16 protein-coding genes and 1 tRNA gene are annotated in these 16644 nt (G+C 68.5%); 7 read left to right on the forward strand and 10 right to left on the reverse strand.

The window, feature by feature from the left end; translation table 11 throughout:
• Window positions 1-7 precede the first annotated feature (7 nt).
• The 3 genes from P5G46_RS03425 to P5G46_RS03435 are packed head-to-tail and all read left to right on the forward strand — an operon-like array spanning window position 8 to window position 3511.
• Window positions 8-1402 (forward strand): class II fumarate hydratase, encoded by a 1395-nt coding sequence (locus P5G46_RS03425; RefSeq protein WP_408904968.1) that lies wholly within the window; start codon window positions 8-10, stop codon window positions 1400-1402.
• A 40-nt stretch (window positions 1403-1442) separates the two neighbouring features.
• Window positions 1443-2858 (forward strand): sensor histidine kinase, encoded by a 1416-nt coding sequence (locus P5G46_RS03430; RefSeq protein ID WP_375095432.1) that lies wholly within the window; start codon window positions 1443-1445, stop codon window positions 2856-2858.
• Entirely contained in the window at window positions 2855-3511 is a 657-nt protein-coding gene (locus P5G46_RS03435) for a response regulator transcription factor (protein WP_375095431.1), read from the forward strand. The genes P5G46_RS03430 and P5G46_RS03435 overlap by 4 nt, the downstream gene beginning before the upstream one ends.
• A gap of 290 nt (window positions 3512-3801) precedes the next feature.
• Here the strand turns inward: P5G46_RS03435 and phoH2 are convergent, their stop codons facing one another.
• On the reverse strand, window positions 3802-5169 hold the full coding sequence (phoH2, locus tag P5G46_RS03440) for an RNA 5'-3' helicase PhoH2 (protein ID WP_375095430.1): 1368 nt from the start codon (window positions 5167-5169) through the stop codon (window positions 3802-3804).
• A gap of 177 nt (window positions 5170-5346) precedes the next feature.
• Entirely contained in the window at window positions 5347-6120 is a 774-nt protein-coding gene (locus tag P5G46_RS03445) for an isoprenyl transferase (RefSeq protein ID WP_408905273.1), read from the reverse strand.
• Window positions 6121-6273: 153 nt separating this feature from the next.
• Between P5G46_RS03445 and trhA the strand changes: the two genes are divergently transcribed.
• On the forward strand, window positions 6274-6966 hold the full coding sequence (gene trhA / locus P5G46_RS03450) for a PAQR family membrane homeostasis protein TrhA (RefSeq protein WP_408905274.1): 693 nt from the start codon (window positions 6274-6276) through the stop codon (window positions 6964-6966).
• 31 nt (window positions 6967-6997) lie between these two features.
• On the opposite strand, the gene P5G46_RS03455 is transcribed toward trhA, so the two are convergent.
• Window positions 6998-7273, reverse strand: a complete 276-nt coding sequence (locus tag P5G46_RS03455) for a hypothetical protein (protein WP_408904969.1) — start codon at window positions 7271-7273, stop codon at window positions 6998-7000.
• Between the two features lie 62 nt (window positions 7274-7335).
• Between P5G46_RS03455 and P5G46_RS03460 the strand changes: the two genes are divergently transcribed.
• On the forward strand, window positions 7336-7731 hold the full coding sequence (locus P5G46_RS03460; RefSeq protein ID WP_375095428.1) for a DUF4307 domain-containing protein: 396 nt from the start codon (window positions 7336-7338) through the stop codon (window positions 7729-7731).
• Between the two features lie 110 nt (window positions 7732-7841).
• A complete protein-coding gene (gene greA, locus P5G46_RS03465) occupies window positions 7842-8333 on the forward strand; it encodes a transcription elongation factor GreA (protein ID WP_228163536.1) in 492 nt (163 codons plus the stop codon).
• Window positions 8334-8461: 128 nt separating this feature from the next.
• Here the strand turns inward: greA and ilvA are convergent, their stop codons facing one another.
• Both ilvA and P5G46_RS03475 read right to left on the reverse strand, forming a co-directional pair.
• Window positions 8462-9691, reverse strand: coding sequence for a threonine ammonia-lyase (ilvA, locus tag P5G46_RS03470; RefSeq protein ID WP_408904970.1), 1230 nt, complete (start codon window positions 9689-9691; stop codon window positions 8462-8464).
• A complete protein-coding gene (locus tag P5G46_RS03475; RefSeq protein ID WP_408904971.1) occupies window positions 9688-10878 on the reverse strand; it encodes an AI-2E family transporter in 1191 nt (396 codons plus the stop codon). The genes ilvA and P5G46_RS03475 overlap by 4 nt, the downstream gene beginning before the upstream one ends.
• A gap of 71 nt (window positions 10879-10949) precedes the next feature.
• Here P5G46_RS03475 and P5G46_RS03480 point away from each other — a divergent pair, with 71 nt between their 5' ends.
• A complete protein-coding gene (locus P5G46_RS03480) occupies window positions 10950-12218 on the forward strand; it encodes a winged helix-turn-helix domain-containing protein (protein ID WP_408904972.1) in 1269 nt (422 codons plus the stop codon).
• Between the two features lie 19 nt (window positions 12219-12237).
• On the opposite strand, the gene P5G46_RS03485 is transcribed toward P5G46_RS03480, so the two are convergent.
• The 5 genes from P5G46_RS03485 to P5G46_RS03505 form a co-directional block, all read right to left on the reverse strand.
• On the reverse strand, window positions 12238-12807 hold the full coding sequence (locus P5G46_RS03485) for a LemA family protein (RefSeq protein ID WP_239272981.1): 570 nt from the start codon (window positions 12805-12807) through the stop codon (window positions 12238-12240).
• A 452-nt stretch (window positions 12808-13259) separates the two neighbouring features.
• Window positions 13260-13333, reverse strand: a tRNA-Leu gene (locus tag P5G46_RS03490).
• 85 nt (window positions 13334-13418) lie between these two features.
• The gene (locus P5G46_RS03495) at window positions 13419-14816 is read right to left on the reverse strand and encodes an NAD(P)/FAD-dependent oxidoreductase (protein ID WP_375095424.1); all 1398 of its coding nucleotides are present in this window, start codon (window positions 14814-14816) and stop codon (window positions 13419-13421) included.
• A complete protein-coding gene (locus tag P5G46_RS03500; protein ID WP_239272953.1) occupies window positions 14813-16123 on the reverse strand; it encodes a S8 family serine peptidase in 1311 nt (436 codons plus the stop codon). Before P5G46_RS03500 ends, P5G46_RS03495 begins: the two co-directional genes overlap by 4 nt.
• Complete coding sequence (locus P5G46_RS03505) at window positions 16120-16638, reverse strand: DUF501 domain-containing protein (RefSeq protein ID WP_239272942.1); 519 nt, start codon at window positions 16636-16638, stop codon at window positions 16120-16122. The genes P5G46_RS03500 and P5G46_RS03505 overlap by 4 nt, the downstream gene beginning before the upstream one ends.
• Window positions 16639-16644 lie beyond the last annotated feature (6 nt).

The following is a 16644-nucleotide window of genomic DNA, read 5'->3' on the forward strand; positions in this document are numbered from 1 at the left end:
CGACGACGTGACCGACATCGAGTACCGCATCGAGCACGACACCATGGGTGAGGTGCGGGTGCCGAAAGACGCCCTCTACGCCGCGCAGACGCAGCGCGCGGTCGAGAACTTCCCCATCTCGGGCTCGGGGCTGGAATCGACGCAGATCGCGGCGCTCGCCCGCATCAAGAAGGCCGCCGCGCAGGCGAACAAAGACCTCGGCACGCTCGACCCGCGTATCGCCGACGCGATCGCGCAGGCGGCCGACGAAGTGATCACCGGTGCGCACGACGCGCACTTCCCAGTCGACACTTACCAGACCGGCAGCGGCACCTCGTCGAACATGAACATGAACGAGGTGCTCGCCACCCTCGCCACCCGAATTCTCGGCGAGACCGTGCACCCCAACGATCACGTCAACGCCTCGCAGTCGTCCAACGACGTCTTCCCCACCTCCGTGCACATCGCCGTCACGCAGGCTCTCATCGACGACCTGATCCCCGCGCTCGACCACCTGTCCGTCGCGCTCGAGGCCAAGGCCGAGGCATGGAAGGGCATCGTCAAGTCCGGGCGCACCCACCTCATGGATGCCACCCCGGTCACGCTCGGCCAGGAATTCGGCGGGTACGCGCGCCAGATGCGTCTCGGGATCGAGCGTGTTCAGGCCGTCCTCCCCCGCGTGGGCGAAGTGCCCCTCGGGGGGACGGCCGTCGGAACGGGGATCAACACGCCGCTCGGCTTCCCGCAGAAAGTCATCGAGCTGCTCGCCGCCGAGACCGAACTGCCGATCACCGAGGCGAAGGACCACTTCGAGGCTCAGGCCAACCGCGACGGTCTGGTCGAGGCATCCGGCGCCCTGCGGACGATCGCGGTGTCGCTGACGAAGATCAACAACGACATCCGCTGGATGGGCTCCGGTCCCAACACGGGCCTCGGAGAACTGCACATCCCCGACCTGCAGCCGGGTTCGTCGATCATGCCGGGAAAGGTCAACCCGGTCGTCCCCGAAGCCACACTCATGGTCTGCGCCCGCGTCATCGGCAATGACGCCACCGTCGCCTGGGCCGGCGCCTCCGGGTCGTTCGAGTTGAACGTCGCGATCCCCGTCATGGGGACGGCGCTGCTGGAGTCGATCCGTCTGCTCTCCAACGCCATGCGCGTCCTGGCCGACAAGACCATCGACGGTCTGGAGGCCAACGTCGCCCGCGCCGAGGCGTTCGCCGGCATGTCGCCGTCGATCGTCACGCCGCTGAACAAGGTCATCGGTTACGAAGCCGCCGCGAAGATCGCCAAGCACTCGGTTGCCAAGGGCATCACGGTCCGCGAGGCCGTCGTCGACCTCGGCTACGTCGAGCGCGGCGAGATCACCGAAGAGGTGCTCGACGCCAAGCTCGATCTGCTGTCGATGACCCACCCGGGCTGACGCGCACCGGCACGACGCCGAGGAGCGCCATAATCAGAGGATGAGCCGCCGCACGAGAGCAGTGTCGGCGCGCGTACGGCTCCTCGCGGCGATCCTCGGCGTCGTCCTGCTCGGGTTGATCATCACGGGCGGCGTGACGTTCTTCGTGCAGAGCGAACGCGCGACCGCCAACGCCGAGCGACAACTCGACGGGTTCGTGTCGACCGTCGCCTCCAGCGAGCAGGATGCCGTCGCGCTGGTCGCGGCGGCCGTACCGGGGCGAACGGATGGGACCCTGGCGCTTCGCGACGGCACGGTGGTCGCGACGACTCCCGCCCCTCCCGGTCTCGCTCTGTCCGGTGATGCGACGTTCCTCGACGGTCTCATCGACGCCCTGGAGAGCGGTGACACTCGGGGCGAGCTCCCCAGTGCCATCGGACCGTTGCGGTTCGCCGCCGTCGTGGACGGCGATACCGCTGTCGTGCAGGCCATCTCGATGGATCAGCGTCGGGAGCTGGTCACCCTGTCCACCACGACCTACGCGATCGCCGGCACGATCGTCCTTCTCGCGGTAGCGGTGGCGGGTTGGTTCGTCACCGGGCGGCTGTTCTCGCCGCTGCGCAAGCTGCGCGACACCACCGACGCGATCACGATCGCCGATCTCGGCACTCGCTTCACCACCGACGGCGACGACGAGATCGCCGGGCTCACCGCATCGGTGAACTCGATGCTCGACCGTCTGGCGATGTCGGTCGAGGCGCAGCGTCAGCTGCTCGACGATGTCCGGCACGAGCTGAAGACGCCGATCACGATCGTGCGAGGACACCTCGAGACCATGAACCCCGCCGACCCCCACGACGTCATCGAGACACGCGACCTCGGCATCGCCGAACTCGACCGGCTCTCGCGTCTCGTCGACGACATCGACGCGCTCGCCGCGGTGGAGGCCGGGTCCTTGTCGACCGGGGTCGTCGACGTGTCGGCCCTCACCGACCGCGTGGCGGAGATGGTCGCCGCGATCCCCGAGCACACGTGGACGGTGGAGGCCCGGGGACGCGGCCGTATCGTCGGCGACCACGACCGCCTCGTGCAGGCGTGGTTGCAGTTGGCCGACAACGCGGCCAAGTACACGCCCGCGGGCAGCCCCATCGAGATCGGCAGCTCCACCGACGGAACGACGGCCAGCCTGTGGGTGCGCGATCACGGACCCGGCATCCCTCCGGCCGCGCGACACCGGGTGTTCCGGCGGTTCGATCGCGTGTCCACTCGGCGAGGGATCGATGGCTCCGGGCTGGGACTGTCGATCGTGGATGCCATCGCCAAGGCGCACGACGGACACTGCGCGATCACGGACACCCCCGGAGGCGGCGCGACCTTCACGTTGCACGTTCCCCTGGGCGGCGCGCACGCTCCCACCGACCTGCCGACGCCGGTTCGTGCCGGCGACGTGGTGCTGCAGAGAGAGGCCACTGGATGACCCGCATCCTCATCGCCGAAGACGAAGAGCGCATCTCGGCGTTCGTGGCGAAAGGACTGGTGTCCGCGGGGTACCAGACCCTGATCGTCGACGACGGCGCAGACGCCTTGGAGACCGCCCTGGCGGGCGACGTCGATCTCGTCCTGCTCGACGTGGGCTTACCGACCATGGACGGCTTCGAGGTGCTGCGCAGCCTGCGTGGTCAGGGCTCGTCCCTGCCGGTCATCATGCTGACGGCCCGCACCAGCACACGCGACACCGTCGACGGACTGGATGCCGGAGCGAACGACTATGTGGCCAAGCCGTTCAAGTTCGACGAGCTGCTGGCGCGCGTGCGTTCCCGGCTGCGCGAGCCGGTCACGCTGGGGAGCATCACCGTCTCGCACGGCGAGGTCTCGCTCGACGTGCTCAGCCGTCGGGCGACGGTCGGAGGCCGCGAGATCGACCTCAGCGCACGCGAGTTCGCGCTCGCGGAGGAGTTCGTGCGGCATGCCGGCCAGGTGCTGAGCCGAGAACAGCTCCTCAGCCGCGTCTGGGGCTTGGACTTCGACCCCGGCTCGAACGTCGTGGACGTGTACGTTCGCTACCTCCGCGCGAAGTTCGGCGTGGCACGCATCGTGACGGTGCGCGGCGCCGGTTACCGCTGGGAGTAGACCTCCGGAAACCCAAAAGCCCCCGGTGGGGGGAACCGGGGGCTGGGGAGATCGTCTGCGGCGGTCTTCCGTCGTACCCGAAACGCCGGTGACCTGCTCGATGAGCCGACCTCTTATTCATTTATGGGGGGAACCGCCGAGGCGGAGACGAGGTCTCCCTCGCCGATGAGTCCATCGTGGCCGCTGCACGTGAGATGCGGTGAAGCTGGAGATGAGAAAGCTCTCATGAGCGCCCGGGCAGAGAAAAGGGGCCGGGATGCCTGGCATCCCGGCCCCTCATCGAGTCGACCTCAAGAGAGCTCGCCGGCCTCCAACAGGTCGGTCACGAGCGCGGCGATCGCCGAGCGCTCGGACCGCGTGAGCGTGACGTGCCCGAACAACGCGTGCCCCTTGAGCGTCTCGATGACCGATGCGACCCCGTCGTGGCGTCCCACCCGCAGGTTGTCACGCTGTCCGACGTCGTGGGTGAGAACGACGCGGGAGTTCTGTCCGATGCGGCTGAGCACGGTCAGGAGGACGTTGCGTTCGAGCGACTGTGCCTCGTCGACGATGACGAACGCGTCGTGCAGCGAGCGCCCGCGGATGTGCGTCAGCGGGAGCACTTCGAGGAGGCCTCGCGCGAGCACCTCTTCGAGGACGTTCCCCGACACCACGGAACCGAGCGTGTCGAACACCGCCTGACCCCACGGGTTCATCTTCTCGGCCTGATCGCCGGGGAGGTAGCCCAGCTCCTGTCCCCCGACCGCGAACAGCGGGCGGAACACGATGATCTTCTTCTGCTGCTGCCGCTCCAGCACCGCCTCGAGGGCCGCACACAGCGCGAGCGCCGACTTGCCGGTGCCCGCCCGACCCCCGAGCGACACGATGCCCACGTCGGGATCGAGCAGCAGGTCGATGGCGATGCGCTGCTCAGCCGAGCGCCCGTGCAGACCGAAGGCGTCACGGTCGCCGCGGACCAGACGGAACTCCCCGTCGCCGGTGACGCGGCCGAGCGCCGATCCGCGCTCGGAGTGGATGATGAGGCCCGTGTTCACCGGGAGGCCGCGAACGTCCTCGCTCACGGCCACCTCGGCCTCGTAGAGGTCGCTGAGGTCGTCACCGGACACGTCGATCGAGGCGATGCCCGTCCAGCCGGAGTCCATCGCCTGTTCCGCGAGATACTCCTCCGCCGTCAGACCCAGCGAGGACGCCTTCACGCGCATCGGAAGATCCTTCGACACGACGGTGACCTCGGCGCCGTCACGTGCGATGTTCATGGCCACGGCCAGGATGCGACTGTCATTGTCGCCGAGGCGCATCCCCGAGGGCAGGACCGAGGGGTCGGTGTTGTTCAACTCCACGCGCAGGGTGCCGTCGGTGCCGACCGGAACGGGGAAGTCCAGCCGGCCGTGCTCGATACGGAGTTCGTCGAGATGCCGCAGCGCCTGCCGCGCGAAGTACCCGATCTCGGGATCGTGGCGTTTGCCCTCGAGCTCGGTGATCACGACGACCGGGATCACGACCGAATGCTCGGCGAAACGGAAGAACGCCCGCGGGTCGCTCAACAGGACCGAGGTGTCCAGAACGTACGTGCGCAGAGCCTGATCGGCTGAGGCATCCGGTTCCGAAACACTGCTGTCGACGACGTTCCGCTGGTCGTACGGTGCTCGTGCAGTCACAACCCACTCCCGACCCGGGTGTCTCACCCGGCACTCACGAGTCGACCTGTGGGTCACGAGTCGCGATCCGAAGGCCGACTCGACCGGGCTCCGTGCCCGATGACCTCACCGTAAGGCCTGAAACGCACTGCGGGGCGCGCGAACACGCCCGGAAAAGTGACGAGTGCGTTAACGCTGCTACTGCCCGAATCGGCGATCGCGCGTCGCGAAATCGCGGATCGCCCGGAGAAAGTCGACCTCGCGCAGATCGGGGCCGAGCGCCTCGACGAAGTAGAACTCGGAATGCGCGGATTGCCACAGCAGGAAGTCGCTCAGCCGCTGCTCACCCGAGGTGCGGATGACCAGATCGGGGTCGGCCTGTCCCCCGGTGTAGAGGTGTTCGCCGATCTGCTCCGGCGTCAGGCTCGCGGCGAGCTCTTCCAGCGACCCGCCCTGTTCGTCGTGCTTCGCGATGATGCTGCGCACCGCGTCGACGATCTCGCTGCGGCCGCCGTAGCCGACGGCGAGGTTCACGTGCAGACCGGTGTGCGAACGCGTGCGGGCGGTGACCTCGTGCAACACCTCGGCGAGGGCCGGGGGGAGATCGTCGGAGCGTCCGACATGCTGCACGCGCCAATCCGGTTCGTGCGACAGTTCGCGTGCCAGCTCGGCGATGATGTCGATGAGATCGTCCAGCTCGCGCGAATCTCGTTTGCGCAGATTGTCGTTGGACAGCAGATACAGCGATACGACCTGGATGCCGAGATCGTCGCACCACCGCAGGAACTCGTGCATCTTGGCGGCCCCGGCACGGTGCCCGTGGGCCGCGCTGTCGAAACCGAGCTGACGCGCCCAACGCCGATTGCCGTCGATCATCATCGCCACGTGGTGGGGAACCGTCGCCGGCATACGGCGCCGCAGGCGCGAGATGTAGAGCCGGTAGAGGGGGCCTCGCCCCTCGTTCCTCCGCATGCGCGCCACCCGCCTACGCTACCGCGTCGCGGCCTCGGATTCCCGTGCGAAGTGCGTCACCTCCCCCGACGTCGCCGGCATGTACGGACCGGGGTATGCGGAGCGACGTAGGGTCGAAGGGTGACACTTCCCCCCTCCGGCGACGGCCCCGAGATGCCCCAGCTCCCCCTTCTGGAGGCCGGGGCGGTCGGAGCGCAAGCGGACCTCAAGCCCACGTGGCGCGGATGGATCCATGCCGGCACGTTCCCCGTCGCGATCGCCGCGGGCATCGTCCTCATCAGCCTTGCGCAGGGAGCTCCCGCGAAGTGGGCGTCCGCGGTGTTCATGGCCACGTCGATGCTTCTGTTCGGCAACTCGGCCCTGTACCACCGGTTCAACTGGAAGCCGAAGACCAGGGCAGTGCTCAAGCGCATCGACCACGCGAACATCCTGCTGTTGATCGCCGGCACCTACACCCCGCTCGCGGTGCTGGCGCTCCCCACGCCGCAAACGGTGCTGCTGCTCTCGATCGTGTGGGGAGGAGCGATCCTGGGCATCTTCTTCCGGGTGTTCTGGATCCACGCGCCCCGATGGCTGTACGTCGCCCTGTACCTCGCGCTCGGGTGGGCAGCCGTGATGTACATCGGCGACCTGCTGGCCGCCAATGTGGCCATGATGGTCCTCGTCGTGGTCGGTGGCCTGCTCTACACCGCCGGTGCGGTCGTGTACGCGCTCAAGCGCCCGAACCCGTGGCCGGGACACTTCGGGTTCCACGAGATCTTCCACGTCTGCACGGTGCTGGCGTTCCTCTGCCACTGGACGGCGTGCCTGCTGATCGCGCTCGCGCCCGCCTACCACGGCGGCTGATCACGCGGATGCCGCTGTCGCGGCGACCTCCTCAGCCGCGCGGGGCGGCGGGGTCGATGTCTTCGTCGTCGGTCTCGCTGGCGGCCTGAGCGGAACGGGCCTGCTCTTCCGCGTCCAACTCGGCGTTGACCTCTTCGCGATACCGCCCACGACGGATGCGACGCAGCATGTCCCACACCAGGAGGAAGACCGCGACGCCGATGAAGGCGATCGCCGCGAACCCGATCGGGCCCGGCGTGACGATCGAGGGGTCGGGGGTCGACGCGGGGGTGGGCGTGGCCGCGAGGGCCGCGAGCGCGGTGAGCATGAAGTCCTTCGTCCGGGCGGAAGCGCGTAGCCTGGAACTCCAGCCTAAAGCCCGAGGAGACCATGACGACGCAGGCCATGCTCGATGAGCGATACGGACGCGCCCGATCGCCACGGCGCCGTATCGTTCTGTGGAGTGTCGTGGGCCTGCTCGGCGTCGGTCTCACGGCCGCCCTGGCGTGGACGACCGTGTCGAACAGCCTGGCATCCGTCACGGCCACCGACACCGGCTTCACCGTCGCGGATGCCGAAAGTGTGACCGTGTCCTTCCAGATCACCGCGCCGGTGGGGCAGCCGGTGGCCTGTGCGATCGAGGCGCAGGACGAAGACCACGGAACGGTCGGCTGGCGCGTGGTGGAGTACCCGGCATCCGACGACCACAGTCGCGCTTTCACCGAGGAGATCCCCACCCTCGCCCTGGCGACCACGGGTTTTGTCAACTCTTGTTGGGTGCCGTAGGCTTTTTGCTCAAGACGCGCCCCGGCTCGATGCCGGGGCGTTCGACATATTCCCGGCGGGCGCCCATGAATCGCGCCGCATCGCCGGCCCGAACGACGAAGGAGACCACCGTGTCCAGCGACGCTCAGGTGACGTTCCTCACCCAGGATGCCTACGACCGTCTCGCCCACGAGCTCGAGCACCTCTCGACCACGGGCCGCGAAGAGATCGCCAAGCGCATCGAAGCCGCTCGTGAAGAGGGCGATCTGAAGGAGAACGGCGGCTACCACGCCGCCAAGGACGAGCAGGGAAAGCAGGAGGCGCGCATCCGCACCCTGCAGCAGCTGCTGAAGAACGCCAAGGTCGGCGAAGCGCCCGAGAGCACGGGCGTCGTCGAGTCCGGCACCGTCGTGACCGCGCTCATCGCGGGGGGCGAGGAGAAGTTCCTTCTCGGCAATCGTGAGATCGCGGCCGACTCGGAACTCGACGTCTACAGTGAAGCCTCCCCCCTGGGTGAGGCGATTCTGGGGATGAAAGAGGGCGACAGCGGCTCGTACACCGCACCCAACGGCAAGCAGATCTCCGTCGAGATCGTGAAGGTCGAAACCTACTCCGGCCAGTGACTCGGCCATCGCGAGCCGCTCCCCCGTCGGGGTGAGCGGCTCGCGGTGTTTCTGCCACGGATCGGGAGCGGCGAAGCCGTTCACCCCCGATCACTCGACGTGAGAGAAGCGCTCGGCCGCTCCGCCGGTCAGTCGGGAACGACGGTGGCGATGAAGCCCGCTTCTTCCAGCGTGCGGATGACGAGAGCGCGGTGCTCGGCACCGCGGGTCTCGACGCTGAGCTGCAGGATGACCTCGCTGATCTGAAGTCCTTGTCCGTGTCGCGTGTGCAGCACCTCGATGACATTCGCCCCGACCTGGGCGAGCAGCTCCGACACGCGCGCCAGCTGGCCGGGGCGATCGGGCAGAGGAATCCGCAACGACATGTACCGGCCGGATGCCGACAGCCCGTGTGCCACCACACGCTGCAGCAGGAGCGGGTCGATGTTGCCTCCGGAGAGGATCGTCACGGTCGTTCCCGTCGCCTGGACCTTGCCCGCCAGGATGGCGGCGACCCCGACCGCGCCCGCGGGCTCGACGACCTGTTTCGCGCGTTCGAGCAGGACCAGCAGGGCCCGCGCGATGTCATCCTCGGTGACGGTGACGACCTCATCCACGTACTCGCGAATGAGCTCGAACGGAAGGTCTCCGGGGCGGGCCACGGCGATACCGTCTGCGATGGTGGGCGTGGTGGAGACCTGAATGGGATATCCGGCCGCCAGGGATGACGGGTAAGCCGCGGAGTTCTCGGCCTGCACCCCGATGACACGTACGGCGCGTCCCTCGGCGGCCGCACGCGCTTTGACCGCCGCCGCGACCCCGGCGGCCAGTCCCCCGCCACCGATTCCGACGATGACCGTCTCGAGGTCGGGCAGGTCCTCGACGAGCTCGAGACCGAGCGTCCCCTGACCGACGACGATGTCGCGGTGGTCGAAGGGATGAATCAGGACCGCCCCGGTCCGTTCGGCGAACTCGGCGGCCAGCCGGAGCGGGGTCTCGACCGTGGCGCCCTCCAGGATGACATCCGCGCCATAGCCGCGTGTTGCGAGGAGCTTGGGAACCGGAACGCCCAGGGGCATGAAGATCGTGGCCGAGATGCCCAGTTGCTGCGCCGCGAGAGCGACTCCCTGCGCGTGATTGCCCGCGGATGCCGCAACGACCCCTCGCGCGCGTTCCTCGGCCGTCAGCCGCGAGAGGCGGTAGGTCGCCCCGCGGATCTTGAATGAGCCCGTCCGCTGGAGGTTTTCGAGCTTGAGGTGAAGGGGGACGCCGAGCAACTCGGTCAGATGCAGCGATTCGTCCAGCGGGGTTCGCGTGATGATGCCGCGCAGAGTCTGCGCGGCATCCTCGAACTCGGCCAACGTCGGCGTGTGGTTCATGATCTCCTTCCGCGATCCCGCGGCACGGTCTGCCAGATGAGGTCGGCGGAATTCACCGCCGCGCCGTCGTCTCGCCACGCTTTCGTACTGAGGTACACCGCCACCACATTCACGAAGGCGGAGAGAGGCACCGCGAAGAGGGCCCCGGGGATGCCACCGATCATCGCACCGCCGGCCACCACCAGCACCACCGCGAGAGGATGCACCTTGACGGCCGAGCCCATGAGGATGGGCTGCAGGATGTGACTCTCGATCTGCTGAACACCGAGCACCACGATCAGCATGAAGAGAGCGATGAGGGGCCCGTTGTAGACGAGGGCGATGAAGACGGCCAGAGCACCGGTGACGACCGCACCGACGAAGGGGATGAACGCCCCGAGGAACACGAGCACGCCGATCGGTATCGCCAACGGCACTCCGAGGAGGAAGGCGCCCAGTCCGATGCCGACCGCGTCGATCGTCGCGACCAGCAGCTGGGTACGCGCGTAGGTCATGACGGTGCGCCAGCCGGCGCGTCCCGCACCGTCGACGGCGGGGCGTGCGACGCGCGGGAACAGGCGTGTCGTCCATCGCCAGATGCCGGCGCCGTCGGCGAGAAGACACAGCAGGATGAACAGCGTCAGCAACAGGCCCGTGGCGACGTGACCGAGCGTCGTGCCGATCGCCAGGGCCCCGGTCCACAAGACCTCCGCCTGCTCCTGCAGGAACGAACCGGCCTGGCGCAAGCCGTCATCGATCTGCTGCGCGCTCAGGTGGAGCGGTCCGTCGATCAGGTACTGGCGGAACTGTGCCACGGCCTCGATCGTCCGCTCCCGCACCGACCCGAACTGACGCGTGATCTGCCACACGGCCAGCCAGAGAAGACCCGAGATGATGGCGATCGTCCCGAGCACGGTCACGACGATCGCCAACCACTTCGGCCATCGGTGCCGGAGCAGGAAAGAGAAGGCGGGCCACACCAGAGCGGTCACCAGGATCGCGACCAGGAGCGGGACCACCAGGAGCTTGAGCTGGATGACGACCCACACCACGACCCCGATGGCCGCAGCGATCACGAGCAGCCGCCACGAGTACGCGGTGGCCTGGCGCAAGGCAGGCGGTACTCCCGGTGAAAGGTCGCTCGAGACGGTACGCCGTCGCAGGGCGTCGAAGAACGATCCGCGGTCCTCGGGATCGGTTCCGGTCATCCCGTCAGCCTACCGCCGCGGTCCCGGCGAGAACGCCGGGAATGTCGGAGCCGACGTCTACGCTGGCGCCCATGACGCTGTCCCTCCGCCGCGCCGAGGCGCGCCGCATCGCGCTCGCCGCTCAGGGCATCGGTCGCCCCCGCCCCGCCTCCGTCGGGACCCGGCAGGTCACCGCGACGCTCCAGCGCATGCGGATCCTGCAGATCGATTCGGTGAACGTCTTCTCGCGCTCCCACTACATGCCCCTCTTCGCGCGCCTCGGGCCCTACGACACCGGACTCCTCGACGCGGTCGCCTTCTCGCGCCGACCGAGGTGGGTCGAGTCGTGGGCGCACGTGGCATCCCTCGTCGCCGCCGACGATTGGCCGCTCCTGCAGTTCCGACGCGACGACATGCGACGCAAGTACGGAAGCGACGCCTGGGCGGACGCCCACCGCCCCCTGTTGCAGTGGCTGCGAGACGAGCTTGCGGAACGCGGCCCGCTTCGTCCCGCCGAGATCGATCACGACGCCCGGAAAGGGTCCCGCGGGTCATGGTGGGGCTGGGATGACGTGAAGAACGGACTGGAGCGTCTGTGGCTGTTCGGGGAGGTCGCCATCGCGGGGCGACGGGGCTTCGAGAGGCGGTACGCCCTTTCCGCCGACGTGCTGCCTGCGCACGCGCTCGATCGAACGGTCCCCCGCAGCGAGGCCATCGCCGAGCTCGTCCGTCGCGCCGCCGTTGCCTATGGCGTCGCGACCGCGGCCGATCTCGCGGACTACTGGCGCATCCGGGATCGGCCTGCCGTCCTGTCGGCGGTCAACGATCTCGTCGACACCGGTGAACTCATCCCCGTCCACGTCGAGGGTTGGCACAGTGGCGGGCGGCCGGCGCGGGCGTGGCTCCACCGGGATGCCGCGCGCCCCCGGCGGATCGATGCGACGGCGATCCTCTCGCCCTTCGACCCCGTGGTGTGGTTCCGGGAACGGGCCGAGCGGCTGTTCGACTTCGACTATCGGATCGAGATCTACACCCCCGCCGAGAAGCGGCGCTTCGGCTACTACTCCCTTCCGGTGGTCGTCGGTGACGACGTCGTCGGGCGGGTCGACCTCAAGGCCGACCGCGCAGCCTCCGCGCTTCGGGTCCAATCGGCGTGGTGGGAGCACGGCGCGCCCGCCGACGCCGCCGAGCGTATGGCGCTCGAGTTGCGCGCCGCGGCGGCGTGGCAGGGCCTCGAACGAGTCACGGTGTCCCGGTGGGGAGACGCGGCCGACGCCCTGTCCACGGCTCTGGACGCCGAGCGGCACGAACATCCGCGTGCACCGCGCAACGACAGCGCCCCCTCGCCTTTAGGGGGATGAGGGGGCGCGAGGTCACGCGTCAGAACTGCACGCGCGGTGGTTCCGAGATCGCGGCGCCGTCGACCACCTCGAAGAACTCGCGCGCCTGGAAGCCCAGCTGCCGCGCGAACAGATTGTTGGGGAAGACCTTGATCTTCGTGTTCAGCTCGCGCACGCCACCGTTGTAGAACCGGCGCGATGCCTGGATCTTGTCCTCGGTGTCGACGATGGACTGCTGCAGCTGCAGGAAGTTCTGACTCGCCTGGAGCTGCGGGTAGGCCTCGGCCACAGCAAACAACGACTTCAGCGCCTGCTGCATGTGACCTTCAGCGACCCCGGCCTCGGCGGGGCTCTGTGCCGAGATCGTCTCGGCACGAGCCCGCGTGACGTTCTCGAACACCGCCTTCTCGTGTGCCGCATACCCCTTCACGGTCTCGATGAGGTTGGGCAGGAGATCGGCACGCCTCTTCAACTGGACGGTGATGTCACTCCATGCTTCGTCGACACGGACGTTCAAGGAAACGAGCGAGTTGTACGTCGCCCACAGATAGATCCCCGCGATCACCAGGATCGCGACGATCACGATGATGGGGACGAGCCACTCCCACATATTCCGATACTCCGTTCGACGACTGCGGCACAATCCTAACGGCGCGGCTGTCACCCGACAGGGGCCTACGGACGACTCCCAGTGGATACGCACGCGCGGGCGGTGCGCCGCGCCGTCCCCCGTTCAGTGTCCAGAACACGCGGACGGCGGAACCGGGCGTCCGCGTGTCTTGGACACTGAAGCAGGAGGACTACCCACCGCGTCACGGGTCTCGCGTCTGCGTCTGGAGGCCTCGACACCGGTTCAGTGTCCAGAACACGCGGACGGCGGAACCGGGCGTCCGCGTGTCTTGGACACTGAGGCAGGAGGACTGCCCACCGCGTCACGGGTCTCGCGTCTGCGTCTGGAGGCCTCGACACCGGTTCAGTGTCCAGAACACGCCGACGGCGGAACCGGGCGTCCGCGTGTCTTGGACACTGAAGCGACCGCGGAGCACACGGATGCCGAACCGGTACCCCCGGTGGGACTCGAACCCACACCTGGAGCGATTTTAAGTCGCCTGCCTCTGCCATTGGGCTACGGGGGCGGATGCCACGACCCACCGTAGCGCGGCCGCACGCGGCATCCCGAAACGACGAGACCCCCGCGTCATGCGGGGGTCTCGATCGATGTCAGCGGGACGCGCCGACCTTCTCGGGCTTCTTGTCCGCCGGGGCCTCGGCCGCAGGCTGCGCGGGGCGCGGGCGAGCCGCGAACTCCTCGAACGCCGCGCGGGGGTTCTGGACGGTCTCGAGGGACACGGTCTCGCGGCCGTGAAGGAAGTTCTGCATCCAGTCGCCCACGACGCGGAACTTGCGCTCCCACGTCGGCATGGCCAGGCCGTGGTAACCGCGGTGCGCGAACCACGCGAGCAGACCCGTCAGCGCGATCTTGCCCGACTGGAACGCGCCGTTGTACAGCCCGAGCCCCGCGACCGCGCCGAGGTTCTTGTGGAAGTACTGCTTCGGCTCCTCGCCGCGCAGGACCGCGACGAGGTTCTTCGCCATGAGCTTGCCCTGGCGCACCGCGTGCTGGGCGTTGGGCACACAGAAGCCACCCACACCGCCACCGGAGAGGTCGGGCACAGCCGACACGTCACCGGCGGCCCAGGCGCCTTCGACGATCTCCTCGTCCGTGCCCACGCGCAGATCGGGGCGCGTACGGATGCGACCGCGCTCCTCGACAGGGAGGTCGCTCCCGCGGACGACCGTCGGGTTCGCCATGACGCCCGCGGTCCAGATGATGAGATCGGTGGGGAGCTGCTCACCGGTGGAGAGCTCGACCACACCGTCGACTGCGCCCTTGACCTGCGTGTCGAGGTGCACGAATGCACCCTTCTTCGCCAGATCGGCCAGCACCCACTCGCTCGTCTTCTGCGACACCTCGGGCATGATGCGCCCCATCGCCTCGATGAGGTGGAAGTGGGTGTCGTCGAAGGACAGCGTCGGGTACTGCTTGAGCAGCGAGGACGCGTAGGCGCGGAGCTCGGCGAACACCTCGATGCCCGCGAAGCCGCCACCGACGACGACGACGGTCAGCAGACGGTCGCGCTCGGGACCAGCAGGCAGCACCGAAGCCTTGTCGAAGTTCGACGTGAGCCGGTCGCGGATCGCGACGGCCTCTTCGATGGTCTTGAGCCCGATCGCGTTCTCGGCGATGCCGGGAATCGGGAACGTGCGAGACACCGCACCGGCGGTCACGACGATCTGGTCGTACTCCTGCTGCCACGACTCCTCGCCGGCGATCGGCGTGATCGTCGCGGTCTTTCGGGCGTGCTCGATGCCCGTGACCTTGCCCGCGATGACGGTCGTACGCTTGAGGTGCCGCCGCAGGCCCACCACGACGTGGCGAGGCTCAATCTCGCCCGCAGCGACCTCCGGCAGGAACGGCTGGTACGTCATGTACGGCAGCGGATCGACGAGGGTGACCTCGGCCTCGTTGCGGCCGAGAAGCTTCTCGAGCTTCCACGCGGTGTAGAAGCCCGCGTAGCCTCCGCCGACGATGAGGATCTTGGGCACGGTGCTGGTCACGATGGAAGAGACTCCTGGTTTGTGATGCGGCTCGGCTCGCGAGGAGTGCGCGCCTGTCGGATTCGCCGGGCAGCAGCACTGACGCCGAGCAGGATCATTATAGCGGCGAGGGTGCCGCCCGCGAGTGGAAGCGTCCCGTACAGCAGGCTGTCGCGCGTCGGGAGCAGGGGGGATGACGCGCGGGGCGCGGAATCCGCGGGCGGGAGCGGCGGGATCTCGACGGGTGCGGTGGTGGGCTCACCGGTGGGGGCGGGAGCGTCCGCACGCCGGTACAACCGCACCCATTCGGCCAGGTCACCGAGCGGATTCGACGACACCGAGGGCACGTTCGTCGCCGACACCGCGGCCTCCGCGTCGATCAGACCATAGCCGTACAAGGGGTCTTGGCCGGCCGCCGCCCCCGGGACCGGTGCCGCGGTGCGGATCAGACGGTTGAGCACGTTGTTGGCATCCAGCTCGGGATGGGCGGCGCGGACCAGAGCCGCAACGCCGGAGACGATCGGCGCAGCCCCGCTCGTCCCGTTCCACTGGACGAGCGTGCCGTCGGCCGACACGCCGAGCAGACGCTCGCTCGGTGCGGACAGACCGATGGTGATGCCCTGCGTGGAGGCATCGTTGCTCGCCCTGCCCGACGGGTCGACCCCACCGACGGCGAGGACACCCGGGATCGTGGCGGGCGCTCCGACGCGGGACGTCCCGCTCCCGCGGTTCCCGGCCGCGACGACGACGACGACATCATGCTCGAAGGCGTACTGGAAGGCTTCGTCCCAACTGGGGTCCCAGTCGAGGGTGTTCGTGGTCAGCGACATGTTGATGATCGTCGCGCCCTCGTCGACCGCCCACCGCAGCGCGTCCACGATCTGCTCGGTGAAGGGCTTCGAGGTGGTGGCCCCGAAGCCGACCGAGATGGAGAGCAGCTCGGCTTCGGGAGCCACCCCGATCATCCCGCGCCCGTTGCCGGTGCCCCGCGAGGCCGCAAGCGAAGCGACCCAGCTGCCGTGATTGGAGTCCACCGCCCCGACGGGCGTGCGCCCGTCCGGAGCGCCGACACCCGATACATCGGTCCCCGCCGCGACAGCGCCGGTGAACTCGACGGGCCCGCGCGCGATACCGGTGTCGATGACGGCGATCTTCTGTCCCGCTCCGCGCGTGGTCTTCCACGCGTCGCGGATGCCGTACTGGTCGAGCCAGTACTGGGCGGCGCGGACCGGGTCGGTGGGATCCTCGGGCACCGGGGCCGCCGTCGCACCCGTCAGCATGACCGCCCCCAGGACGACGGATGCCACGGCCGCGACGACGCGTCTCATCCGCCCGCTCCGGGGGTCTCGCACTCGCAGCGCTCCGGCGACCAGGTGCCGCGCGCGAGCGCACGGTCGCCCACGGGGTTCACACCGGGTCCGGCCGCCAGAGCGTGCCCCGCGAGGGCGTGCAGGCACTTCACGCGCGTGGGCATTCCTCCCGCGGAGATGCCGGCGATCTCTTCGGGCTCGCCGTAGACGGCTCGATCACGCAGGTAGGCCTCGTGCGCAAGCGTGTAGGCGGCCCGCAGTTCTTCGTCGTTCGCGAGTTCGTCGGTGAACTCCTTCATGACGTGACCGGCCTCGAGCACCGACATCGCCGCCGTCGCAGCCGGGTGCGTGAGGTAGTAGAACGTGGGGAACGGGCTTCCGTCGTCGAGCCGCGGAGACGTCGCCACGACGGTGGGGTTCCCGCACACGCACCGCGCCGCGATGCCGACGACACCGCGCGGAACCCGGCCGAGCTGGGACCGCAGCACGTCGAGATCGGAGTCGGAGGCCGGGGGCAGGGGCGGGGTGCTCATTCCCTC

The sequence above is a fragment of the Microbacterium mcarthurae genome, assembly GCF_046064585.1.
In the GTDB taxonomy this organism is placed as follows: domain Bacteria; phylum Actinomycetota; class Actinomycetes; order Actinomycetales; family Microbacteriaceae; genus Microbacterium; species Microbacterium mcarthurae.